This is a genomic window from Anaerocolumna xylanovorans DSM 12503 (genome assembly GCF_900143645.1).
GTDB lineage: Bacteria > Bacillota > Clostridia > Lachnospirales > Lachnospiraceae > Anaerocolumna > Anaerocolumna xylanovorans.
On the sequence record NZ_FRFD01000005.1, the window covers coordinates 252394 to 278155 of the forward strand.

At 39.0% G+C, this 25762-nt stretch carries 24 protein-coding genes; 22 read left to right on the top strand and 2 right to left on the bottom strand.

Annotated elements, in window-relative coordinates:
• Window positions 1-25 precede the first annotated feature (25 nt).
• A complete protein-coding gene (locus tag BUF11_RS09530; RefSeq protein WP_073588611.1) occupies window positions 26-562 on the top strand; it encodes a bL17 family ribosomal protein in 537 nt (178 codons plus the stop codon).
• A 61-nt stretch (window positions 563-623) separates the two neighbouring features.
• Here BUF11_RS09530 and lepB read toward each other — a convergent pair whose 3' ends face one another.
• Window positions 624-1175 (bottom strand): signal peptidase I, encoded by a 552-nt coding sequence (gene lepB / locus BUF11_RS09535; protein ID WP_073588612.1) that lies wholly within the window; start codon window positions 1173-1175, stop codon window positions 624-626.
• A 237-nt stretch (window positions 1176-1412) separates the two neighbouring features.
• Between lepB and BUF11_RS09545 the strand changes: the two genes are divergently transcribed.
• The 17 genes from BUF11_RS09545 (at window position 1413) to BUF11_RS09625 (ending at window position 17871) form a co-directional block, all read left to right on the top strand.
• Window positions 1413-2270: an energy-coupling factor transporter ATPase gene (locus BUF11_RS09545; protein WP_073588614.1), complete on the top strand. Its 858-nt coding sequence runs from the start codon at window positions 1413-1415 to the stop codon at window positions 2268-2270.
• A 102-nt stretch (window positions 2271-2372) separates the two neighbouring features.
• Window positions 2373-3221 (top strand): energy-coupling factor transporter ATPase, encoded by an 849-nt coding sequence (locus BUF11_RS09550; RefSeq protein WP_073588615.1) that lies wholly within the window; start codon window positions 2373-2375, stop codon window positions 3219-3221.
• 197 nt (window positions 3222-3418) lie between these two features.
• A complete protein-coding gene (locus BUF11_RS09555; RefSeq protein ID WP_073588812.1) occupies window positions 3419-4231 on the top strand; it encodes an energy-coupling factor transporter transmembrane component T family protein in 813 nt (270 codons plus the stop codon).
• A 129-nt stretch (window positions 4232-4360) separates the two neighbouring features.
• A complete protein-coding gene (gene truA / locus BUF11_RS09560; protein WP_073588813.1) occupies window positions 4361-5110 on the top strand; it encodes a tRNA pseudouridine(38-40) synthase TruA in 750 nt (249 codons plus the stop codon).
• Window positions 5111-5241: 131 nt separating this feature from the next.
• A complete protein-coding gene (gene rplM / locus BUF11_RS09565; protein WP_073588616.1) occupies window positions 5242-5676 on the top strand; it encodes a 50S ribosomal protein L13 in 435 nt (144 codons plus the stop codon).
• Between the two features lie 25 nt (window positions 5677-5701).
• On the top strand, window positions 5702-6094 hold the full coding sequence (rpsI, locus tag BUF11_RS09570) for a 30S ribosomal protein S9 (RefSeq protein ID WP_073588617.1): 393 nt from the start codon (window positions 5702-5704) through the stop codon (window positions 6092-6094).
• Between the two features lie 409 nt (window positions 6095-6503).
• Window positions 6504-8429 (top strand): zinc-ribbon domain-containing protein, encoded by a 1926-nt coding sequence (locus BUF11_RS09575; protein ID WP_073588618.1) that lies wholly within the window; start codon window positions 6504-6506, stop codon window positions 8427-8429.
• Window positions 8401-9096, top strand: coding sequence for an ABC transporter ATP-binding protein (locus BUF11_RS09580; RefSeq protein ID WP_242952352.1), 696 nt, complete (start codon window positions 8401-8403; stop codon window positions 9094-9096). The genes BUF11_RS09575 and BUF11_RS09580 overlap by 29 nt, the downstream gene beginning before the upstream one ends.
• 12 nt (window positions 9097-9108) lie before the next feature.
• Window positions 9109-10347, top strand: coding sequence for an ABC transporter permease (locus BUF11_RS09585; protein WP_073588619.1), 1239 nt, complete (start codon window positions 9109-9111; stop codon window positions 10345-10347).
• Window positions 10348-10358: 11 nt separating this feature from the next.
• A complete protein-coding gene (locus BUF11_RS09590) occupies window positions 10359-11504 on the top strand; it encodes an ABC transporter permease (protein WP_073588620.1) in 1146 nt (381 codons plus the stop codon).
• A gap of 156 nt (window positions 11505-11660) precedes the next feature.
• Window positions 11661-12461 carry a hypothetical protein gene (locus BUF11_RS09595; protein WP_073588621.1) on the top strand — a complete coding sequence of 267 codons (801 nt, stop codon included), beginning with the start codon at window positions 11661-11663 and terminating at the stop codon, window positions 12459-12461.
• A gap of 466 nt (window positions 12462-12927) precedes the next feature.
• Window positions 12928-13821: a phosphotransferase gene (locus BUF11_RS09600; protein WP_073588622.1), complete on the top strand. Its 894-nt coding sequence runs from the start codon at window positions 12928-12930 to the stop codon at window positions 13819-13821.
• A gap of 42 nt (window positions 13822-13863) precedes the next feature.
• Entirely contained in the window at window positions 13864-14823 is a 960-nt protein-coding gene (locus tag BUF11_RS09605; protein ID WP_073588815.1) for a DUF1848 domain-containing protein, read from the top strand.
• An 87-nt stretch (window positions 14824-14910) separates the two neighbouring features.
• Window positions 14911-15819: a helix-turn-helix transcriptional regulator gene (locus tag BUF11_RS09610; protein ID WP_073588623.1), complete on the top strand. Its 909-nt coding sequence runs from the start codon at window positions 14911-14913 to the stop codon at window positions 15817-15819.
• A 29-nt stretch (window positions 15820-15848) separates the two neighbouring features.
• Window positions 15849-16724 carry an SPL family radical SAM protein gene (locus BUF11_RS09615; RefSeq protein WP_073588624.1) on the top strand — a complete coding sequence of 292 codons (876 nt, stop codon included), beginning with the start codon at window positions 15849-15851 and terminating at the stop codon, window positions 16722-16724.
• Between the two features lie 57 nt (window positions 16725-16781).
• Window positions 16782-17225, top strand: coding sequence for an NUDIX hydrolase (locus BUF11_RS09620; protein ID WP_073588625.1), 444 nt, complete (start codon window positions 16782-16784; stop codon window positions 17223-17225).
• Window positions 17203-17871 carry a YkgJ family cysteine cluster protein gene (locus BUF11_RS09625; protein ID WP_073588626.1) on the top strand — a complete coding sequence of 223 codons (669 nt, stop codon included), beginning with the start codon at window positions 17203-17205 and terminating at the stop codon, window positions 17869-17871. Before BUF11_RS09620 ends, BUF11_RS09625 begins: the two co-directional genes overlap by 23 nt.
• A 159-nt stretch (window positions 17872-18030) precedes the next feature.
• On the opposite strand, the gene BUF11_RS09630 is transcribed toward BUF11_RS09625, so the two are convergent.
• A complete protein-coding gene (locus BUF11_RS09630; RefSeq protein ID WP_073588627.1) occupies window positions 18031-19260 on the bottom strand; it encodes a DUF6273 domain-containing protein in 1230 nt (409 codons plus the stop codon).
• Between the two features lie 545 nt (window positions 19261-19805).
• On the opposite strand from BUF11_RS09630, the gene BUF11_RS09635 reads away from it, so the two are divergent.
• The 4 genes from BUF11_RS09635 to BUF11_RS09650 all read left to right on the top strand — a co-directional run bounded on the left by BUF11_RS09635 (window position 19806) and on the right by BUF11_RS09650 (window position 25728).
• On the top strand, window positions 19806-20504 hold the full coding sequence (locus BUF11_RS09635; protein WP_073588628.1) for an ABC transporter ATP-binding protein: 699 nt from the start codon (window positions 19806-19808) through the stop codon (window positions 20502-20504).
• A gap of 13 nt (window positions 20505-20517) precedes the next feature.
• On the top strand, window positions 20518-22860 hold the full coding sequence (locus BUF11_RS09640) for an ABC transporter permease (RefSeq protein ID WP_073588629.1): 2343 nt from the start codon (window positions 20518-20520) through the stop codon (window positions 22858-22860).
• A gap of 272 nt (window positions 22861-23132) precedes the next feature.
• Window positions 23133-23399 (top strand): CD3324 family protein, encoded by a 267-nt coding sequence (locus BUF11_RS09645; protein ID WP_073588630.1) that lies wholly within the window; start codon window positions 23133-23135, stop codon window positions 23397-23399.
• A gap of 193 nt (window positions 23400-23592) precedes the next feature.
• Window positions 23593-25728, top strand: coding sequence for a methyl-accepting chemotaxis protein (locus BUF11_RS09650; protein ID WP_084558574.1), 2136 nt, complete (start codon window positions 23593-23595; stop codon window positions 25726-25728).
• The last annotated feature ends 34 nt before the right edge of the window (window positions 25729-25762 follow it).

Here is a 25762-nt window from a genome sequence, read left to right on the forward strand (position 1 = left end):
TTCAGAAGTCAAAGGAGGGAAAGAAATGGCAGCCTATAGAAAACTTGGAAGAACATCCAGTCAGAGAAAAGCGTTGCTGAGAAACCAGGTGACCAGCCTGTTATATCACGGCAAGATTAGAACAACAGAAGCCAAAGCAAAAGAAATCCGTAAAATAGCTGAGAGCATGATTGCTTTAGCTGTGAAGGAAAAAGATAATTTCGAAACAGTTACGGTAAAAGCAAAAGTTGCCCGTAAAGATAAAGATGGCAAGAATGTAAAAGAAGTAGTAAACGGAAAGAAAGTTACCGTTTATGATGAAGTTGAAAAAACTGTTACAAAGGACAATGCATCCCGTCTTCATGCAAGAAGACAGATGTTAAAGTACCTTTACACTGTAACGGAAGTTCCTGCAGAAGCAGCCGGAAGAAAGAGAAATACAAAGACTGTTGATGTAACAGATAAACTTTTTGAGGAAATTGCTCCGAAGTATGTAAACCGTAACGGTGGCTATACAAGAATCGTAAAGATTGGCCAGCGTAAAGGTGACGCTGCGATGGAAGTACTCATCGAGTTAGTTTAATCCAAGAGAATAATAGATAAGGCAGAAGAACTTAAAATACAAAGTTGCTTCTGCCTTTTTATTATTTTAACAATTTCGGATGCGGGTAGTAACGAAATTCTGCCTTTCCTATAATTTCATCTCTGGTAGCAAAGGTATGTTCCCAGAATCTTGAATCGAAAGAATCATTTCTGTTATCACCCATCATAAAGTAAGAATCCACAGGTACGGTGTAGGGGCCATAATCTCCTACGGGAGTTTCTCTTAAGTAATCTTCTTTTAACGGTGTTTTACTGCCATTGATATAGACCTTGCCATCTTTTATATCAACGGTTTCTCCGGGAAGCCCGATAATACGTTTTAAGTAGTTCTGACTTTCATCATCGGGAAAACTAAATACAATAATGTCACCGCGCTTTGGTTCGTGAAAGTGGTAGCTAAGCCTTGAAGCAATAATACGGTCGCCGGTCATAACGGTATTTTCCATAGAGCCGGTTGGAACTTCTGCACTTACTATAATATAGTGATTTAAAACAAAGGATATCACCAGGGCAAGCAGTATGAGCTTTATCCAACTGAATATCTCTTTTTTAGCAGAAAAGGTCGTGGGTTCATTATTTTCATTTTCAGCCATGATTGTGTACCTCTTTTCTCTGTTTACTGTATGGAGTTTTAAAAACATATTTAATATATTTTACCATAGAAAGATTCAAGTAACAAGGAAGAAAGAGGAAATGGGACGTAAAATGCGGTTAAGCCATTTGGACAGAGGTATCAATGAAAAATACGTTGCATTTATGGAGATAATAATTTAAAATGTAAAAAGTATTTCGTACTTCTTAATTGGCAGATTTGCAGGAAAGAGGTTTATATGGAAATGGTGAAGACAGAAGGTCTTGTTTTTGAATATATCAGACGAAATGATGAGGGAGAAGTGGAATCAATCAATCGTGCTGTTGATAATGTAGACTTGAGGATTAATAAAGGTGATTTTATAGCGATATTGGGGCATAATGGTTCCGGTAAGTCGACACTTGCTAAACATATCAATGCGATACTGACACCTACGGAGGGCTCTGTATGGGTGGGAGGAATCAACACCAGAGAAGAAGAGCATTTATGGGATATCAGACAGAATGCCGGCATGGTTTTTCAGAATCCGGATAATCAGATTATAGGGACTGTAGTAGAAGAGGATGTGGGCTTTGGCGCAGAGAATCTGGGAGTACCTACAGAAGAAATCTGGGAAAGGGTTGAGAAGAGCTTAAAGGCAGTTGGAATGTTAGAATACCGCAAGCATTCTCCCAATAAGCTATCCGGCGGACAAAAACAAAGAGTTGCTATAGCCGGAATCATGGCCATGAAGCCTCAATGTATCGTATTGGATGAACCAACGGCCATGCTTGATCCTATGGGACGTAAGGAAGTCATTGAAACGGTAATGGAGTTAAACAAGAAAGAAAAAGTAACGGTCATCCTCATAACACATTACATGGAAGAAGTTATTAATGCAGATAAAGTTTTTGTAATGGATAAGGGAAAGGTAGTTATGGAAGGAACACCAAGGGAAATCTTTAAAGAGGTAGAACAACTAAAAAGGTATCGCCTGGATGTTCCGCAGGTCACAGAATTAAGCTACGAATTAAGGAAAAGCGGCCTTAAGATACCGGAGGGAATCCTTACGGTAGACGAGCTTGTAAAGGCAGTATGTGCACTGAAAAAAGAATAACATTATTATAGGTATAAGCTCATAGGCATAGTACAATACGAAAAAGATGTGCAGCTAACGCTTAAGATACAGGATACCAAGAAGTATAGAAAAGAGGTAGTTATGCCAATTATAATAGATAAGTTACAGTATGTATACAGCCCACAGACCGCTTATGAAAAGCATGCCTTAAAAGATATCAATCTGGTTATTAATGACGGAGAATTTATAGGATTGATAGGACACACAGGTTCAGGAAAATCTACCTTAATACAGCATCTAAATGGCTTGTTACGGGCAACTGGCGGAACTATTTACTTTAATGGACAGGATATCTATGAAAAAGATTTCAGTATGAAGTATTTGAGAAGTAAGGTAGGACTTGTCTTTCAGTATCCGGAGCACCAGCTTTTTGAGACAACAGTGTATAGGGATGTGAGCTTTGGGCCAAAGAATCTTGGTCTGGATCAGTTGGAGGTAGATGTAAGAGCCTATGAAGCAATTAGAATGGTAGGACTGGGAGAAGAGATGGTTGATGTTTCTCCATTTGAGCTTTCCGGGGGACAGAAGCGAAGAGTTGCCATAGCAGGTGTCCTGGCAATGAAACCGGAAGTTCTGATTCTGGATGAACCGACTGCCGGCCTTGATCCCAAAGGCAGGGATGAGATATTGGAGCAAATAAATAAGCTTCATAAGGGAAGCGGAATTACCATCATCCTGGTATCCCATAGCATGGAGGATGTAGCAAAATATGCCGATAAGCTGGTGGTTATGAACAACGGAGGCATTGCTTTTTATGACACTCCCCATAAAGTATTTGAACACTATAAAGAATTGGAACAAATGGGACTTGCAGCGCCCCAGGTAACCTATGTCATGCATGAGTTAAAAGACAGAGGAATACCTGTAAAAACAAGTGCGACTACAGTGGAGGAAGCCAGAGAAGAGATTCTTCGGATACTAAAAAAATAGTAAAATCAAAGATGTGACCGGTAAAATTTGAAAAGCAATTTTTAATTTTTATTTGGGCAGTATCACAGCTTGCGAGCAATCTGCTGGCAAGCCCGCGATATGCATGGAGGGTCAGGTTGAAAAAACAAAAACCGTTTTTTCAACTACGTATTCAGGAATATCAAATCAAAGATTTGATATTTACGAAAGGGGTTAAAATGATTCGTGACATAACAATTGGACAATATTATCCTGCAGATTCCCTGATTCATAAGCTGGACCCTAGAGTGAAATTAGTGGGGACTATTGTTTATATCATCGCACTGTTTGTAATTGACTCTTATATTGGATATCTGCTGGCGGCGTTAGCCCTTCTGGCAGTTATAAGGTTGTCAAAAGTGCCGGTGAAGTTCATATTAAGAGGGCTTAAGCCGATTATTGCAATTTTATTGTTTACCCTGGTATTTAATCTGCTCTTTACCCAGGGTGATCCGGTATTTAAGGCTGGAATTATTACAATTACAAAACAGGGAATCAGACTTTGCATTACTATGGCAATACGTCTGGTTTTACTCATAATCGGTTCTTCCCTGATGACCTTTACAACAACCCCTAATCATCTCACAGACGGATTAGAGAGCCTTATGGGGCCTTTAAAGAAGGTAAAAGTGCCTGTACATGAAATATCCATGATGATGTCAATTGCTTTGAGATTTATCCCGATTTTAATGGAAGAAACGGATAAAATCATGAAAGCCCAGACAGCCAGGGGTGCGGATTTTGAAACCGGGGGTCTGGTAAAAAAAGCAAAAGGACTTATTCCTTTATTGGTACCTCTTTTTGTATCCGCTTTTCGCAGGGCAAATGACCTTGCTATGGCAATGGAAGCAAGGTGCTACCGCGGAGGTGAAGGAAGAACCAAAATGAAGCCTTTAAAATATACGGGAAGGGATATGGTGTCCTATCTGGTTTTAGCAGTATTTTTTGCGGGAATAATTGTATTAAACCATGTGGATTTGCTGATGTTTTAACTTAAAAAGGTATCCCTGAAATTATGTGCTTCTATCAGATATTAAATGAACATATCAATGTAGCCGCAGAAAGGCCGCTTGTATTATGGATGCGGCATACTAAAAACCCGCGGCAGAATGGTTAAGATGATGAAAAGGATTATGCTGGTGGTTGCCTACGACGGCACAAATTACTGCGGTTGGCAGGTACAACCTAACGGAATTACAATTGAAGAGGTGTTAAACCGGAGTTTAACGGAACTTTTGCGGGAACCTGTGACAGTAACAGGGGCAAGCAGAACGGATTCGGGAGTACATGCATTGGGAAATATAGCTGTCTTTGACAGTGAAACCAGAATACCGGGAGAGAAGATATCCTATGCCCTGAATCAAAGACTTCCGGATGATATAATTATAAGGGAATCGAGAGAAGTGGAAGCGGACTTTCACCCAAGAAGATGCGTCAGCAGGAAGACTTATTGCTATCGGATATTAAATTCCAGATTTCCCATACCCACAGAAAGACTGTATTCGTATTTTGTATATAACCCCTTGCAGGAAGAGCTTATGGCAGAAGCTGCCTCTTATTTAATCGGAGAGCATGATTTTAAAAGCTTTTGTTCCGCAAGGTCACAGGTAATAGACACTACGCGCATTATCTACGGTATCAAGGTTGAACGGTCAGGAGAAGCCATTACTATAAGAATCACGGGAAGTGGATTTTTATATAATATGGTGAGGATCATTGCGGGTACGTTAATAAAGGTTGGTCTTGGTTCCATGCAGCCGCTCCGGGTAAAAGAAATCCTGGAAAAGAAGAACCGTGCTTTTGCAGGTCCAAAAGCGCCGGCACAGGGATTAACTTTGGAAAAAATTGAATACATCAATAAAATCTATTGACACTCCAGGCACGATGTTGTATAATATGGAGATGTGACGTGAGAATACCAGAACCAAGCCCCGGTAAGGTATTTTAACATGTAAATTTAAGAAAATGACAAATAGATTGAATGAAATAAGGAGGGTATCCAATGAAAAGCTATATGGCAAGCGCATCAACCATTGAAAGAAAATGGTATGTGATAGATGCAACAGGACATACTTTAGGACGTCTTTCATCCGAAATTGCTAAAATTTTAAGAGGCAAGAACAAGCCTACTTATACACCTTTCATTGACACCGGCGACTATGTTATCGTTGTAAATGCAGAAAAGATTAAAGTAACCGGTAAGAAGCTGGATCAGAAAATATACTACAACCACTCCGATTATGTTGGTGGTATGAGAGAGACAACCTTAAGGGAATTAATGGCTAAGAAACCTACAGATGCAATCAGCATTGCAATAAAGGGTATGTTGCCTAAGGGACCTTTAGGAAGACAGATGATTACAAAATTACACGTATACGCTGGTCCTGAGCATGATAATGCAGCTCAGAAACCGGAAGTATTAGAGATTAAATATTAATCCAGACTGAAAGGAGGAAAAAACATTGGCTAAAGCAAAATACTACGGAACTGGAAGAAGAAAAAGCAGTATTGCCAGAGTATATTTAGTACCCGGAACTGGTAAAGTTACAATCAATAAAAGAGATATGGATGAGTATTTCGGACTTGAGACTTTAAAATTAATCGTTCGTCAGCCTCTTACCATTACTGATACAGTAGATAAATTTGATGTCCTTGTTAACGTTCATGGAGGTGGCTTCACTGGTCAGGCTGGCGCTATCCGTCACGGAATATCCAGAGCATTATTACATGCTGATCAGGATTACCGTCCTGTATTAAAGAAAGCTGGATTCTTAACAAGAGATCCTAGAATGAAAGAAAGAAAGAAGTACGGTTTAAAAGCCGCACGTCGTGCTCCTCAGTTCTCAAAGAGATAATAAGCAGGTATGTTCAAACCCTTGCAAACTCTACGTTTGCAGGGGTTTTTCTTTGCTTTCAGTTAAGTTTTTCCAGGGAGTGACACGCCGAATGATGCTGCACTCCTGATGTTTTTACATATAGCAAAATAATTATTTTGCAAAAAATAAGGTAAAATGTAGTTTTTTGCAGTTATATATTGACAAAATCAGTTTTGCAAGGTTAAATAATACTAAGTTGTACTTAATTTCAGCAGTATTACAGCAAGCTTGCTGTTCCAAAGAAGTTGTCACTGCGTGACGGCGCATCAGCGCCAGAGTCTGGCAAGCCAGACTCTTTCTTATCTAATATAAAACCATGTGAAAAGATAGAGATGGTAGGCTGGGATTCTGTGACAATTACAGATAGGAATTTGGGAGGAGAAAAGATATGTTTTGTAGAAATTGTGGAAGTGCAGTACAAGATACGAGTAAATTCTGTACGAAATGCGGATATCGTATTGAGAGAGATAGTCAGCCGGAAGACCAAAATAATGTTCAGCCAGTGGAAGGGACAGAGAATGCGGAGCAGCCGGAAGCTTATGATCCTGCAGCGGCTGCTTATAATCCTGCGGCAGAAGCTTATGATCCTGCGGGGGAAGCTTATGACCCTGCGGCGGCAGCATATGATTCAGCAGCGGCTGGATATAATTCCGCGGCAGCCGGGTATAATTCTGCGGCAAATCAGGGGATTTCCTCTGAAGTTTTGCCGGGTAAACGAAAAGGTATAAAGTTCAGGGGAAAGAAGGCAATAATTATCGTTGCGGCAGCAGTCGTTTTACTGCTTATAGGTGGAGTGGCCAATGCAGCTGCTATTCAAAATTTTGCCATAAGTACATTTTCTTCACCGGAAAAATATTATCAGTACGTAGAGGCAAAATCAATGGAGGATACATTTTCTGTAGTAGCCTCTTTATATGACAGTAATGTGAGAGAATCATTTCATTGGTATGATAGGAGCGCTAGTGGTGAAATAAATCTGGAATTGGGTGAGAAAGGCCAGGATGCCCTCAATATGTTAGGGACACAGGGCATTGATGTGTCTTGGCTGAAGAAAGCAGGCATTTCCTTTGATGCTTCGGTAAAGGATAATCTTCTGAATACCAATATGAAGCTGACTGTTAACGGGGATAAGCTGATTAGTGGTGATGCGACTTTGGATTTGGAAAAGGAAATTGCATATTTGCAGCTGCCAGAGCTGACCGAGAAGTACCTGGGCATGAAGCTTAGTGATATGGATGAACTGTTCAAATCTCTGGATATGATGAAAAAGATGTATGACAGCTGTCCTGATAAAGATGAAGTAAACAAGCTGTTGAATAAATACTTTTCCCTTGCAATGAGCTATGTAGATGATGTGAAAAAGAGCAGTGCAACATTGAGTGAAGAAGGGATTACCCAGAAGCTGACAGTGTTAGAGATAAAGATTGATGGAGATACCATCAGAGATATGACGGAAGCAATTCTGAAGACTATGCAAGATGACAAGGAACTGGAAGATATCATTAAAAAACTGGATTCTGTATATGAAGATATGAATTCTGAATATGGGGATTCAGAGGATTTATATGAGAGTTTCCAGGATGGGATTAAAGATTCTTTGGAAAACATAGATGAATTAAGTGCATATGAAGGCTTGCAGAATATGACGGTATGGGTTGACAGCAAGGGTGAGATTAAGGGAAGAAGTATCGAATTTGATGACGGAAAGATAGAAGTACTCATGCCAGAGAAAGGCAAGAACTTTGGTTTTGAAGCATCTGTAAAATACGAGGACAATACCTACAGCCTGTCGGGCAGCGGTAAGCGTTCCGGCAGTAAGATAGATGGTGATTTTGAAGCGACATATAATGGCGATGGGTTGATAGATATAAATGTAAAAGATTTTGATGCTGAAAATATGAGGGATGGTTATGTTAATGGTACTTTTACTGTAAAGCCATCTTCTCAGATAAGTAAGGTTTTTTCTATGGCAGACACTTATGATATATCTTCTTATATAAAAGATATGGCACTGAAGATGGATGTATCTATGAAAAAGGATTCTGCCAGTACCAAGCTGTCATTGTTAGAGAACAATAAACTTTGGGGGATCCTGATGATATCCGCCAATACTGGAAGCGGGAAGAAGATAAATCTGCCGGATGACAGTAAGGTCGTTTTTACAGATGATGAGTATGATGTCAGTGGATGGACAGATACCTTTGATTGGAATGGATTCCTTGATAAATTGAGTAACACAGATCTTCCGTCTGAGTGGATAGATGAACTTAGGAATATAAACATGGATGACGTATTGCCATATTATTGGTACTAAAATGATAGAGATTAGCAATATTCAAAAAAAATACAAAAAGAAAATGGTATTACAGGATATTTCATTTACCATACAGGAAGGAAGCTGCGTGGGGATTTTAGGCTGCAATGGCTGTGGTAAATCTACGTTGCTTTCCATTCTGGCGGGAGTCCAGAGGGGGGATGAGGGAGAATTCCTCTGGCAGGGTAAGAATCTGCTGCAAGATACAAAGCTGAGGGCACAGCTGGTAGGCTATGTACCTCAGGGCAGCCCCCTTTTGGAAGAATTAACAGCATGGGACAATCTTTTGCTCTGGTATGACAGAGGCGAGTTGAAAAAAGAATTATCGGATGGAGTATTGTCAATGCTTGGAATTGATGAATTCATCAAAACGCCGGTGCGTAAGATGTCCGGAGGAATGAAGAAGAGACTGTCTATCGGCTGTTCTGTGGCCAGACAACCTTCTGTTTTATTATTAGATGAGGCTTCAGCAGCTTTGGATCTGATATGCAAGGAACGTATTTACAATTATCTGAAGGATTTTAAGGCCCATGGCGGCTGTATACTGCTGACTACGCATGATGTACAGGAACTGGAATTGTGCGACAAATGGTATATATTGAAGGAAGGGCATTTGATGCCTTACAATTATGACGGCAATGTGCATCGCCTGGTGGGAATACTGTAAGGGAACAGTTTAATGGAAAATTTTTTGATATATCTTTGGATACAGCTGAAAAGGATGGGAAAAACTTTCCCATCCATATTGTTGATGACACTGTTATTGACCGGAAGCATGGTACTTTTGGCACATTTATTGTTAGAGACAGACGCTTCTGGTGAGGAAAAACAAAAGGTAGAAATAGGCCTTGTGGGAGATCTTTCGGATTCCTATTTAGGCTTTGGAATTTATGCCATAAAGAATATGGATTCTTCCCGTTTCGCAGTAGAGTTTCAGCCTATGACAGAGAAGGAAGCCATCGCAGGGTTAAACGCAGGGGAACTTTCAGCCTATGTCAGTATACCGGATGGTTTTATGGATTCCATTGCCTGGGGTGAGAATAAGCAGATTACCTATGTTACTTCCAGTGGTTCTGTGGGATTGGGTACGATTATAATGAATGAACTGGCAGAGACCATATCCAGTTTGCTTACAGAGTCGCAAAATGCCATTTATGGTATGCGGAAATTTGTGAAAGAAAATAATATGCAGGATAGACTGGGAAAAGCTACGGATGACATGAATCTGCGGTATATTAATTTTATTTTAAATCGGGCAAGCCTCTATGAATTGAAAATCATAGGGGTATCCAACCAGTTATCCATGATGGGATATTATGTGTGCAGTATTATTTTGTTTTTTCTGCTATTGTGGGGGATTAACGGCGCATCCCTGCTTATCAGGAAGGATGCAGCGCTGCCCAGGCTGCTGGCAGCAAGGGGGCAAGGCGCCGCCTGCCAGGTGTTCGGAGAATATCTGGCATATCTGGCACTTATGCTGGCAAGTCTGTTTTGTATAGCGGTGATTCTGGAAATTGGTATGAAAATGACGGGTTTTCAGATACCGGAATGGAAGGGTAAGGAGGGAGCAGTCCTATTATATTTTATAATAAGGATAGTTCCTGTAGCGGCAATGCTTTCTGCATTTCAATTATGGCTGTATGAAACAGTCTCCGGAATGGTCAGTGGTATTCTGCTGCAGTTTTTGTGTTCCGTATGTCTGGGTTATTTATCGGGATGTTTTTATCCATTGTACTTTTTTCCGGAAAGTATTGAGAAACTGGCAGGGGTGCTCCCTACGGGAGTCGCGCTGAAATACATGGATAGCTGTCTGATTTCACAGACTGCTTTGGGGAAACTTGCTGTTATACTGCTATATCTGACTTTCTTTTTATTACTTGCTGTTCTGGTTAGAAAGCGGAAAATAGGAAAAGGCTAGGGAGAGACAACATGGGAAGAATGCGGAGACTTTTAGTATGGTATTATTTGCTAAGTAAGCGTCTTATGAAAAAATACAGCTTTTTTCTGCTTCTTTGTGCAGTGCCAATTTTAGTGCTGGCAATGAAAACGGTGTCCAGGCAGGAGAGTGGGATGCTGACTATTCTGCTGTGCCAGGAGGATAAAGAGGATAAACTGTCTTCAAAAATTGTTTCGGATTTGGTAGAAAACAGAGGAGTTTTGCGTTATATCCTGGGTTCTTCCATAGAGGAAGCCTATGAAATTGTCAGAGAAGGTAAAGCAGATGCAGCATGGATATTCAAGGAGCAGATGCAGGATAGACTGGACACTTATACGGCAGACAATCTTTCGGAAGAACCGTTGATAAGTATTGTGGAACGGGAAGATAATGTACCTTTGCAGTTGTCCAGAGAGAAACTTTATGGAGCATTGTATTCTTATATTTCTTATTCTTTATACCAGAATTTTATTCGCAATGATTTGATGAAGGGAATTGAGATAACAGAGGAAGAGTTGGAGAGAGATTATAGAGCTACTGATGTGGAGGGTTCCCTTTTTCGTTTTGCCTTTGTAAATCCGACGGAATCTACAGAAGAGGCAGAAGAGTTGAACTATCTTACGGCGCCTCTTAGAGGAATGCTGGCACTTATTGTTATTCTGTGCGGTATTGCTTCTACTATGTATTATCTGCAGGATGAGGAAATGGGTATCATTTCCTGGCTGCCTGCGGCAAAGAGGCAGCTGTTTATTTATGGATACCAGGTAACGGCTATGTTGTATGCCGGCACAGCGGTTTTGCTGGCACTTTACTTTTCCGGCATCTTTATGACATGGAAGAAGGAATTGCTGCTGATGGGCGGATACATCCTGATGTCAGCAGGATTTTGCAATCTGCTGCGAAGGCTATGCAGAACGTTAAAGAGAATGGGGGCATGCATCCCATTTCTGATGATGGGAATGTTTGTGCTGTGTCCGGTCTTTTTTGCAATCAGGGGATTCAGGCTGATACAGTACCTGCTGCCGCCATTTTATTACCTAAGTGGGGTACATAATGCCGCCTTTTTCTATGGGATGATTTTTTATTGTGCCGCCGCTTATTTCATTGATGTTCTGTTATGTAAGATAATGGATAGATAGGATAAAAGATATTTAGGTATTACAATAACCGTTATCTTATAGATACTGAAATGATATGACGCTATTCAATTGTATCATTTTATTTAATTACATGTTATCATAGAATAAGGTATAATTTACAATAAATACAGAGGGTAATTTATAAGGGGAGTTGCAATGAAGCAAAAGATAAAATGTAAAACAGGCAAAAAGGCAGGATATTTGCTGTGTTTTATGATAACTATACTGTTCTCACTAACATTGACAGGATGCGCAGACCAAGGTGATAATTATTTGAAGTCCCAAAAAAGTTATTTGGATTATACTTTTCAGAGTAAAGATTGGAGATACACCTCTGAAATGCAATCTTCTAATAATGCTTTGGGGGGAACATCGAAATATGTGGTCAATACAATATATTTTACTGATAGTAACGGAGATGAGGATACCTTTGAGTTAAATACAAGATACTCGGGTTACACATACACAATGGCTGCTAATGTCTATAATAAAATGACGGAGATTATGGCGGAGGATATTTCTGATTCCATAGAAGAATATTCCGATTTAAATGAAGTATATATTTTGACCGACTACGAGTCTTTATCAAATACGGAGCGAAAACAAAACAACTATAACGATTCTGACGAATGGGCAAAATGGCTGGTTAATAATAAAAAAGGTGTTAAGTTATATAATATTTATGAATTTATAGAGAAAAACTTAAAATTGAAAAAGGACAGAGGCGGCTATATTATTTTAAAGATCGTGTTAAATAACACAGAGGATAAGGATTTATATGAGCACCTCAAAAATTCGATCAATTCAATATATAAAGATTATAGTAAAAATATAGGTTTCAATCCCAATATGAAGATTATTGTAGACAGCGATGATATGAGTACACTGTCTTATTTTAAAAGTGGCATATTACTTAAATGCGATTCAGATGAAGAGTATTATGAATATTTTAAATAATGCGAAATAGATTGGTTTATGCGATAGAAAGCGGTAACGGAGGGGAAGGGAGCAGCCGATAGATGAAAAAGAAAGTTTGGGTACTCCTTTACATTTTGTTTCAATGTACATGGGGATTTCTTCAGACATTTTTAGGCTTCTGTTTCTTTGTACGCTATATTCACAAACCACATGCATTTTATGAAGGATGCATTAAAACAAAATGGAAGCGTTTCGGGGGGCTCTCCCTTGGGCTTTTTTATATTTGTAACGAATGAAAATGCAGACATCAATGAAGAAAAATGTACCCTATACAGCTTGTTTTACGGAAAGTTGGGCAAAACCATCTTGGGGAAAAACTGACTGGCAGAGAGTCTATAAGGGATTAGTGTGAAAAATACCATGTATTTTTCACTTTCTATTTGAGCAGTATCGCAAGTAAACTTGCGATATGCATGGGTGTAGTGTGAAATGCATGGGGGGTAATATGACAGAGAAATTAATCAAAGAATGGAATATAGAGAGTACGCCTGTTCAGATATATCATTCAGCATGGGATATTAATAATTCGTATGTGTTGAAAGTTTATGATGATCCAACCACACTGCAGAGAAATATTGTAATGATGCAAACTCTTTATGAGGCAGGAATCCCTGTTCCGAAGATTATCAAACTGCCGGACGGAAGGGACTACTCAGAGAATGGCAAGGAATTTTATATACTTACAACAAAGCTGAAAGGAAAGAATATTGTTAACCTGAATGAATGTGATGATAGGTGGTTTTTTGAGTTTGGGACAATACTGGCGAAACTTCATATTGCATTCCAGACGTGCGAAGAGCATATAAGCTGTTGGAATGGCAGCATACTTGAGGAGATGAATGGGTGGGTAAGTGAGAATTTCTCCAAATTTAAAGTAGAGTATTTGGAAATGAATGATATAAAGGATTCGATCAATGAGCTGGCAGAAGTTTATGATGATTTGCCCAAACAGTTGATTCACCGGGATGTGCATTTGGGAAACTTTCTTTTTGATGATGGAGTATTTTCCGGATATATTGATTTTGATTTAAGCCAAAGCAATATACGTATATTTGATTTATGCTATTTCTTGTTAGGGCTTCTTCTTGAGGGAGATAATAACCGTGTTGAAGAGGAAAGATGGTATGAAATAATACGGCAGGTAATTAAGGGGTATGATTCCATTGCCATCTTGTTAGATGTTGAAAGGAATGCAATTATCTGCGTAATGCAAAATATAGAATTATTGTTTACAGCGTATTTTTTAGGAACGGGAGATGAAAAATCAGCAAAAGGCTCTGCCGATTTATTTTCTTTTGTTAAGAGAAATAAAGAGAAAATACAGGATGCTCTGATTTAAGTACAGCAGTCCTGGTTTTAATTTATGAAAGGAAGCAGAAAAGTGATATTAAGTGCCAGCAGACGGACAGACATACCCAATTACTATTCGGAATGGTTTTTAAACAGAATAAAAGAAGGCTATTTGTATGTGAGAAATCCAATGAATCAACATCAAGTCAGTAAAATAGACATCTCTCCGGAGGTAGTGGATTGTATTGTTTTCTGGACGAAAAACCCCGAATCTATGCTGGATAAATTAGAGCAGCTGAAAGGATATAAATACTATTTTCAATTTACACTTACCGGATATGGAAAAGACATCGAGCCTTATTTACCTCATAAGAGGGAAAAAATGATTCCGGTTTTTCAACAGCTTTCAGCTAAGATTGGAAAAGAAAAAGTCATATGGAGATACGATCCAATCATTATTACTGATAAATATTCAGAGGATTATCATATAAAAGCATTTAATGAGATTGCTTCTGCGTTAAATGGATATTGCGGCAGGGTGGTTATCAGCTTTGTTGACTTGTATGCCAAAATCAAAAAGAGTATGAACGAAATAGGGACAAGGGATATTAATACAGCTGATATTTTAAATTTTGCTTCTCGCTTAGCCTGCATTGCTAAAAGTAATAATATGCAAATTGAGACCTGTGCGGAAAGAATTGACTTATCTGCCTGCGGTATAAAGCATAGCAGCTGTATTGATAAAGAATTGATAGAGCAAATTACAGGGTACACGATAAAAGCAGAGAAGGATAAGAATCAGAGAGCAGAATGCGGCTGTATTGAAAGTGTTGAAATCGGAGCATACAATACTTGTTTGAATGGCTGTAAATATTGTTATGCCAATGACAGCAATGAGAGGATAAAGGCAAATACTGCTGTTTATGATGTGAATTCACCGCTTTTGTGCGGAAGAGCAACTGCAGAAGACCGGATAACGGAAAGGGCAGTGAAGTCCATAAAGGAGCACCAGACCAGTTTGTTTGATATAATGATAAAACATGACATATAGCTGTCTTGATTTAATGGGTATAATAAAGCATAAAGAAGCTATATTGCGGCAGTACCTTAGGTCCGCCTTTCGTATGTGGAGGTATGAATGAAAATTGACAGGCTAATTGGAATTTTATCAATTCTTTTGCAGCAGGAAAAGGTGACTTCTCCGGTACTTGCAGAGAAGTTTGAGGTTTCACGGAGAACGATTCACAGAGATGTAGAGGACCTTTGTAAAGCGGGGATTCCTATTGTTACCAGGCAAGGTATTGATGGCGGCATTTCAATTATGGACGGGTATAAGATGGATCGGACACTTCTTACCACCACAGAAATGCAGGCGGTCTTAAAGGGACTGCAAAGCCTTGATAGTATATCGGGAGGAAATAAGTATCAGAGGCTAATGGATAAGCTGTCTGTAAATAATTCAGATATTCTCTCAAACAATAACCATATACTCCTTGACCTCTCAAATTGGAACACCAAGTCCCTGGCACCAAAGATAGAGCTGTTCCAGGGGGCAATCGAAGGCCATAAACTGGTATCTATCAGGTATTTTGCTCCCAGTGGGGACAGTATAAGGATAATAGAACCCTATCTTTTGCTATTTCGCTGGCAGGCATGGTATATCTGGGGATTTTGCCGGTTAAGGGAAGAATTCCGCTTATTCAAATTAGGGCGGATGGATGAAATTGAAGTATTGGAAGAGTGCTTTGAGCCAAGGAAGGTAGAAGAGCCCGTAGATACGGGGATGGAGGCATTTAACAAGGAAAGCCTTAGGATAACGGCAGCTTTTGAGGAATCTGTTAAGTGGAGGCTGATGGAGGAATTTGATACAGAGAAAATGCAAAAGAAGGAAGACGGCAGGATATATCTTGAGTTTGTGTGGTGGGATAAGGAGTCACTGTTTCGATATCTGCTGGGCTTTATGGACAGCGTAGAAATTATAAAGCCCGAAGAACTGCGGGCGGAATTCACTTTGTCGCTGGAAAAAATTGCAGAGAAATATAAGTAAAAATGATTCTTACGGAAAGGAGGCGGAACATGCATGAGAAAGAGGTGAAGTCTATCTTATCTGCCCAGAACGGCATGAATATCTACAGAGGCTGTACCCATGGCTGTATTTACTGTGATGCAAGAAGTACCTGCTATCAGATACAGCATGATTTTGAGGATATTGAAGTCAAATCCAATGCGGTGGAATTATTGGAAAAAGCATTAAGGAGTAAGCGAAAGAAATGTATGATTGGCACAGGGGCCATGAGTGACCCGTACCTTCCTATAGAGAATAAGCTGCAACTGACAAGACAGTGCCTGGAATTGATTGATGAGTATGGATTTGGACTGGCCATCCAGACGAAATCCGATTTGATCTTAAGGGATTTGGATTTGCTGCGAAGTATTAATAAGAAGTCAAAGTGCGTTGTCCAGATGACATTAACTACGTATGACGAGGAACTTTGCAAAATCTTAGAACCAAATGTCTGTACGACAAAGCGGCGGGCAGAGGTGCTTAATATTATGAAGGAAGAGGGGATTTCCACGGTTTGCTGGATGACTCCGATACTTCCCTTTATCAATGATACGGAGGAAAATATACGGGGAATCTTAGATTATTGCATAAAAGCAAAGGTTTATGGGATTCTGTTTTTTCATATTGGAGTAACCTTGAGGGATGGTGACAGGCAGTACTTTTATCAAAAGCTGGAGGAGCATTTTCCGGGCATGAAGGAGAAGTACAGAAAGACCTATGGAAATGACTATGAAATATTCTCACCGAATAATAAAAATCTCGCGGACCTTGTAAGGCGTGAGTGCAGGAAGCAGAGAATTGTCTGCGGTACAAAGCAGTTATTTGACTATATGCATTTATATGAAGACAAGCAGGCAGGCGTACAGTTAAGCTTGTTTGATTTATAAATTCCCTGTGTTATAATTGGATGTATCAGTACACTTAAAAAGGGAGGAAGCTGCATAATGCCAGAAGTTAGATTCTATGAAACGGTCCCGGATGAAAAGTTTAAGTTCGCGGTTATTATGGCAAAGACCGGGGGGAAATGGGTCTTTTGCAGGCATAGGGAGCGAAGTACCTATGAAATGCCGGGTGGTCACAGAGAAGAGGGTGAGGCCATTCTGGATACGGCAAAGCGGGAGCTATACGAAGAAACAGGAGCGGTTACATACAGTATTCGCCCTGTCTGTGCCTATTCGGTAGCAAAGGCTGGAGCCGAGGAGTCCTTTGGCATGCTCTACTATGCAGAAATCGAGGAATTTGAAAACGAACTGCACAGTGAGATAGAGGAAATAATAATAACAGAGGAGCTGCCAGACAATTGGACATACCCTCTGATACAGCCAAAGCTCATGGAATATATGAGAAAAGCAGGAGAGAAAGAAGATGAAGAGGCAAATAAGTCTTAATGAGATATCTGACGGTTATCTGTATGATACCGATGATCTTGTAGAGGTCAGCTGCAATGGCTGCATGGGAAAGGCTACCTGCTGTCATGGCATGGGAAATTCCATTATTCTTGATCCTTACGATATCTATCAGCTTACAACAGATCTTAACCAGACCTTCGAAGAGTTATTGGCGGATAAGATTGAACTGAATCTGGTAGATGGTATCATTCTTCCCAATCTTAAGATGAAGGGTGCTATGGAACAGTGTTCTTTCTTAAATGATGAAGGAAGGTGCAGCATTCATGGCTTCCGGCCGGGAATATGCAGAATATTTCCCTTGGGGAGAGTTTATGAAAACCATAGATTTCGGTATTTTCTGCAAATAAATGAATGTGCAAATACCAGCCGGACGAAGGTTAAGGTCAGCAATTGGATTGATACAAAGGATCTTAAAAAGAATGAGAAATTTCTTACCAACTGGCATTATTTCCTGAATGATGCCGAAGAAGCGGTAAAAAGAGCTGGGGATGAGACGACAATAAGGAATATCAATATGTATATATTAAACTTATTCTACCTGATGAAGTATGATAAAGAAAGGGACTTTTATCCGCAGGTCTATGAACGGCTGCAAAAAGGGAAGGAACTGCTTTCGATGGGTTGAATATAAAAGCGTGCCTAATACACAACTAATTTGCATAACAGAAAAGGGATTGCTGCATTTTAAATTACTCTGCAGCAATCCCTTTCTTTCGTTCCCATGGCATAAACCGGGGTGTGAAACACGTATCATATTCTTCACGAAATATAATGTTTCCTAAGCTTAATCAAGATTAAACCACATAGCCGGTGCAGCGGAAAACTCATCGCTTGTTACGGCATAACCGTAATCCATTATCAGGCCTTTTTCTGAAAGAAAAGCAGCGCTGTTTGGATTGCCTCCCGGTGTACGCAGCCAGCTATTGTTTTTGAAATTTTTAAATATCGATTCATACTGTTTGGCTTCGTCAATGCTTAAAAGGAATAGAAAGTCAAGAGTATCCTTTCCGCCATCAGTGCCGTAGGTTGCATTATCACTGTTTTTTACCTTCGTGTGGATAATATTCTTCTGCTCTTCCTTTGAAAAAGCGTCATTCAAAAAGTCTGTATTGAGATACTGGTGAAGAGTAGAATTCTCCCACGTTACATCCTCCAGTGTGGTATGAAAAGCCTTCTTTTTAAGAGCGTTTTTCTTTATTAATAATACCTGATTATCTTCAATAGCTAGAATTCTCCAGGTGTATTTGCCGATTTTGACAAGAGTTCCTGCCTCACTATGCTTTAGAAACTGTTTCAGTGCATTTACTTTTTTGGCATCGCTGTCCTTGTAATCTCCGGCTGCTGCAAAGGCTCTCTTTGCTCCCAGATAATCATCCTTTTCCTCCAGATCCAGACCTATATTGTATTGGCACACAATAATTCTTTGCTTGCTCTCTTTATAATCACCTGCCCGATTGTAAAATTTCAGAGCATATTTATAAGAATCTGCCTTATAAAGGACATTTGCCACATTATATTTAACGACAGGGGTAACAAGCGTAAGAATAATGGCAAGGATGCCAAGAATAACTACTCCTATGACTAAGAAGAATTTTCCGGCCCCTTTCTTTTCGAGGTGGGAGCCTAAGCGGTCACATTCATTCGCCAAATTTTCTGAATCCAGAAAGCCGCCGGCCTTGCGGAACTCATCCGCAGCCGAACGGTAATCCGTTGCACTCTTAGCTCTGCGTTTCTTTTCATTTGCGCTTTCATAGAGCTTCTTTAAGACTTCATCATTTGTCTGCCTGGCCAGCTGCTTACATAGGGTAACGTATTCATCGCTATCCTTATAGCCTGCCAGCTCGGAAAATTTATTTGCCGTACTTGAATAAATCTCTGATTTTGAAAAGGTGGGAGGCATGCATTCCAGACTCTTCATCATGCTAACTAATTTTTGATAGCTCTGTTCTTTTTTCTCTTCTTCAGCATCCATAATGACACTTCCGGTATTTTCTGTGTTTTTCATATTTTCCATATACGAATCCTATTCCGTCCTTTATTCATTGTTTTATGGTCATATTCTTCTGAAAAATAGCTCATTGCCACATCTGAGTTATTCTGTAAAACTCAATGTATCTTTACCTGCATAGAATTTTTACACCTTATATTATCCCATTGTAAGCCAGATGTAAATACATAAAAGCGAGCTATTTCTTAATTCGTATTTACCTGGTTATAGCTTCTGCCATTTAAGCCATAAAAACTCCATGGCGAAGGCATAAAGAAACATATTTTTGTTATAATACAGTCAGGCTGAAAAGATAAAGAGAATGATAATATTTCTCAATAAAGGCCTTTTAGGAAAATAATTGATGATATTTTAAAAATGATGTTGTATAACAATGTTAAAGCATTGACAATATAAGCGCAGGCAGAGGATGAAGGCGTTCAGACTTATGGTAGGAAGCAGCGCGGAAACGAGGGAAAGAGTGAAAGATAAATCGTTCACTCCCCTTGATTTTATACGCGTGCTTTAGCACACCTGAAGGGTGCTAATAAGCACGCAGATGGGAGCCAAGCATGTATTTAACACTAAGAAATGTAGAGAAGGTGTATGGAGAAGGTGATAATGCCGTTAAGGTACTAAAGGGAATCAACACGGATATCGAGAAAGGACAGATATGTGTCCTCCTTGGTCCGTCAGGTTCAGGTAAATCCACGCTGCTTAATATTATCGGTGGAATTGAGCATATGGACGGGGGAGAAATTATTGTAAATGGCTTAAATCTGGCTGGAAGCAGTGAAAAGCAGATAGCAGGCTACCGAAGGGAGAATCTTGGATTTGTCTTTCAGTTTTACAATCTGGTACCGGATTTAACGGCAAAGGAAAATATAGAGGTGTGTGCCTATCTTAGCAAGTCACCGTTCAATACGGATGAGCTTTTGAAGATGCTTGGACTTTGGGAACATAAGGATAAATTCCCGAACCAGCTTTCAGGAGGGCAGCAGCAAAGATGTGCCATTGGCCGTGCACTGGTGAAGAATCCGGGACTTCTTTTATGCGATGAACCTACAGGAGCTTTGGATTATAGTACTTCCAAGGAAATCTTAGAGCTTATTGAAGATATTAACCGCCGGTATGGCAATACCATTATTATCGTAACCCATAACGATGCCATTAAAAATATGGCCCATAAAGTTATGAAGATGCATGATGGAAAGATTGTGAAAGAATATACGAATGAAGTTTTAGTCAGTGCAAAAGAATTGGAATGGTAGGGAGGCAGCAGTCATGAAAAATCCGTTAAATAAAAGACTGCCGCGGGAAATTAAACACAATCTGGGCAGATATCTGGCAGTATTCTTAATGATGGCTACCGTAATTGCACTTGTATCGGGATTTCTGGTGGCAGCAGAAAGTGCCAAACATATTTATAATGATAATTTTGAGAAATCAAGTATTGAAGATGGAGGCTTTATTACGGCTTATTCCCTGGATGATACCGCGTTAAAAGGTATAGAGAAGGTTGGTATTAAGGTGTATGAGGATTTTTACAGGGATTATAAATTATCCGATACATTTTCTAAAAACCATGAGGCTTCTGATTCTGCCATAACATTAAGGCTGCTCCATGAGAGAAAGGATATCAATCTGATACAGCTAATGAAGGGCGCCATGCCGGAAACAGATACCGGGATAGCCCTTGACCGCCTGTTTGCAGAATACCATGGAATAAAGATTGGGGATACCATTGAAATTGCAGGAAAGGATTATAAAATCACCGGTTTCATAGCAGCTTCGGACTACAGTGCCCTCTTTGAGAACCGGAATGATATTATGTTTGATGCTTCAACTTTTGGAGTGGCAGTGGTAAAAGACACGGCATTTCAGAATTTTCAGGGGAAAGAGCTGGTAAATCATTATTCCTTTCATTTTCAGGATAAAGCTCTTTCACAGGAGGGAAGAAATAAAAAATCCGATGAAATTATAGCAGAGATTAGTAAAACAAATGTCGTACTGGATTATTCCCTGGCAGAAAACAATCAGGCAATTTCCTTTGTGGGAGATGATATGGGGTCCGATATCCCCATGATGAAGACTCTTTTGTACATAATCATTGTTATTATGGGGTTCGTATTCAGCGTGATAATAGGAAATACCATTGAAAGTGAAGCTCCCATTATTGGAACGCTTCTGGCTTCGGGTTACAAAAAGCATGAACTTATCTGCCACTATATGGCGCCTCCACTGATTATATCGGCATTCAGCGGGCTGTGCGGAAATCTTATCGGGTATACGGCAATTGTTAATTTCATGAAGGGCATGTACTACGGAAGCTACAGTCTTCCGCCTTACCATACCTTTTGGAATGGGGACGCTTTCCTGGATACAACGGTAATACCGGTTATATTGCTGCTAGTAATAAACTATCTGTTCCTGCTTAAGAAAATGTCCTTAACGCCCTTACAGTTTCTGCGGAAGGAATTAAAAGGCAAGAAGGGAAAGCGTGCCGTAAAGCTTCCGGACTTCTCCTTTTTAAACCGCTTCCGGTTACGGATTATCTTCCAGAACAAATCCAATTATCTGGTATTATTCGTCGGAATATTTTTTGCAAGCTTCATACTTATGTGGGGATTGTGTATCACAACTACCATTGATAAATATGAAAAGGATGTTGTGAATTCAGCAAAGAGTTCCTACCAATATATTCTAAAGGCACCGGCGGACTATACGAAGAAAAGCAGCCAGACAGCTGCAGAGGGGAAGCAAAATGCGGCAGTTCTTTCAGAAAAGGAGCCGGAGAAGTTTACCTTTGCCTCTATGGAAAGCTATTATAAACTGGCTGGTGAAAATATTGAAGTCAGTGTCTATGGTATTCAGGAAAACTCGAATTATTTTCAGGGTCTGCCTGTAAAAGATAATACAGAAGGGGTGTACCTCTCGGAAAACCTTTTAAAAAAGCTGGGAAAGAAAACCGGAGATACCATTGCCCTGTACAACAAATTTAAGGATAAGACCTATAAAGAGAAGATACTGGGGACCTATGAATATGCCGGAGCACTTTCTGTCTTCTTGTCAAGGGAGGAATTAAACAGGCTTATCGGAAAGGACAGTACTTATTTTAATGGCTATTTTTCGGATGCGGAACTTAAGATTGCAAAAGAATATACCGCTTCTGTTATTACAATGGAGGATATGCTAAAGCTTGGCAGGCAGATAGATAAATCCATGGGGCCTATGCAGTACATTATATTCCTGATGTCTGTTATTATCTTTCTGGTATTAATGTATATTTTAACTAAGGTTGTAATAGAGAAGAATGCCATATCCATTTCTTTCATGAAGGTTTTTGGCTATGAGGACAAGGAAATAAACAGGATTTACTTAAACTCTATTACTTATACGGTATTGGTTTCCCTGATTGTAACTCTTCCTCTTGATGTTTTTTGCATGAGCCAAATCATGAAGTTTGTATTTATCAAAATGGACGGCTATTTTGAATTCTATATAAAACCATACCAATATGGGGAAATCGTATTGATAGGAATGCTCACCTATTTTGCGGTAAATGCATTGCACCGAAAAAGGATTCAAAAGATCAAGATGGCAGATGCCTTGAAAATGCGGGAATAAAAGCCGCATATAAGCCTTGCCAAAATGAAAGATATGGGTTAAAATTACAAAAGGAATACCCAAAAAGTAATAAAGGGGGAGTATGAAAAATGCGATGAATTTTTCATACGTAAATTTGTGCCTGCGGTCCAAAGTTTGCAGGTACAGGAAAGGGCATGGTTTTTTTATGAGACGACATGTTATTAATGCGTAGCATCGGCTATCGCATTTTTAGAAAATAAAATTGTTGTAGCCGCTGCTAATCCTAATAGTAATTATTTTAGGAGGGCGCAATGGGCTATAGAAGAGCAGAGCAGATTCTGCCAAGTGAAATTATTGAGCTGATTCAGAATTATGTGGACGGAGAATGTATCTATATTCCAAGAAAAGAAAATGCCAGAAGAGACTGGGGAGAGAATACCAATATCCGTACGGAATTAAAAGAGCGGAATAGAAGTATTTACCTTGATTACAAAAAAGGAATGAAAGGGAATGAGATAGCAGAGAAGTATTTCCTGTCCGTAAAGAGTATACAGCGCATTATAAATCAGATGAAATGAATGTAAAAAGAGTATAACCCCATTGTGGTTATGCTCTTTTTTTGTCAGGCCCGGCTTCTTTCAACAAAAGCAGCAGGTAAGATGAGGATTGGGGCACGGGGACATTATTTCTAATAAGTGACAAGATATATAAAAAACATAGCAATTATATTATTGCTATAAGATATGTTTAAAAGTAAAGTAAACATAGTTGATGACAACTAAGAAAGTTGGTAATGATTTGATGATGAAAAGAGCAAAAGAAATGAAAGCATCAATAAATTTGAAAAATAGAAGAAAAAAGCCGGCATTGCATAGCATACGTCTAAAGTTAACGATGTATTTCTTGGTTCCGATACTATTTATTTTAATATTAGGCATTACAGCTTATCTTAATGCATCGAAGTCACTAATACAAATCTTTACGCAGGCTAATATTGCATCATTTAATTCAATGAGCGATTATTACAAAGTAATCTTAAGTAACATTGAAGATAAGGCTACTCAACTGAACAATAATTCAGATGCAGCACGCTTGTATTCAGGCCATTTTACCTCTGATGTAATAAAAGAACTGGAAATATATAAAAATGTATCGGGTACGGTGAAGAAAACTGCAATTACAGACCGGTATATAGGAACTATATCGCTTTTGACGAAGTATGGAAATTCTATAACATCAAAAAGTCATTTTGGAGCGAATCAAAAACCATATGAAGAATTTGCCGCTTCAGAAGACGGTATTCAAATCGATAAAAGTGATAAGGTCAGTTTATGGTCAGGGTATCATAATTATATAGATGGAGCTTTAAAAATTGATAAAAGTGATTATGCTTTTTCACTAACGACCAAGTTTGTGAATGATTCTTTTAAACAGATTGGTTATATTATAATAGATGTTAAAATGAACATAATTACAGATGCACTGAAATCACTAAATCTTCCGCCAAATAGTATGGTTGCATTTATATCACCGGATGGAAGAGAAATCACTCCTGACGGTAAAACGAAAGAGTTTCAATTTGCAGATAAATCATATTACAAAGAGGCAATTACAGCTGAAAAAAGCCAGGGAAATTCTTACATAGAGTTTAATAAAAGTAAATATTTGTTTATCTATTCGAAGGTTGGAGAAACCGGCGCTTTACTATGCGCATTAATTCCTTCTGCTTCTTTAACAGATAAAGCAGATTCAATTAAAGCACTGACAATTATTATTGTACTGATCGCTTCAAGTATTGCTTTGGTTATGGGGGTATTAGTTGCCAGAGGAATAAGCAGAGAAATTAAAAATATAATCAAAAAATTAACTTTAGCTGCAGAAGGTGATCTTACTGTAAATATCCAGACAAAGAGAAAAGATGAATTTCAGGTTTTATCAAAGAGTATCAATAATATGGTTAAAAATATGAGAGTGCTCATAATGAAAGCATCTGAAGTTGGTAATTCGGTGATTCAATCAGCAGATTATGTTAATCAGAACTCAGAGCTTCTGCTGACATCTTCTAAAGATATTTCATATGCCATCACAGAGATTCAAGAAGGCATATCTTTGCAGGCAGGCGATACGGAACAGTGTCTGAAACAGACAAATGAACTTACAGATAAAATTAACACAGTGCATCAGAATACATATGCTATTGAAGAGATTGCTAATGCCACGAAGATTGAAGTGAAAGATGGTATAGAAAAAGTCGATCAGTTGAATAAAGCTACGAGAGCTAATATGATTATTATTAACGAAACAATACAGGAGATTGAAGAATTAGACAAGGAGTCTCAAACGATTACAGAAATCGTAGATGTGATGAATTCCATTGCTGAACAGACAAATCTGTTATCTTTAAATGCTTCTATTGAAGCAGCCAGAGCAGGAATCCATGGCAGAGGATTCTCCGTAGTGGCAGATGAAATTGGAAAACTGGCGAAAGGATCAATGGATGCTTCCAATGAGATTAAAGAAATTATTGATAATATAAAAAAGAAAACCGCCAGGACAGTGGTTACTGTAAAACAAACAGAGACTATCTCCAGAACATCTGAGGAAAGTTTAACGAATGTAGTAGCATTATTTAACAACATTAATGGACATGTTGATAATTTATCTGTTAAATTAGATAAGATCATGGGAAGTATATCCAATATGGAAAAGGCTAAAGTTGATACTCTGAATTCTATGGAAAGTATTTCTGCAATTGCAGAAGAAACATCAGCAGCTTCTGAGGAAGTAGATGCAACAACACAGCAGCAGCTAGAGGCTGTAACTAAATTAAATGAAGCTGTTAAAATTCTGCAAAATAATGCTGCGGATTTAAAGATTTCCATTCAATCATTTAAAATCGGGAATTAATATATTTATAAAACAAATCATTCCTAAAGTGACA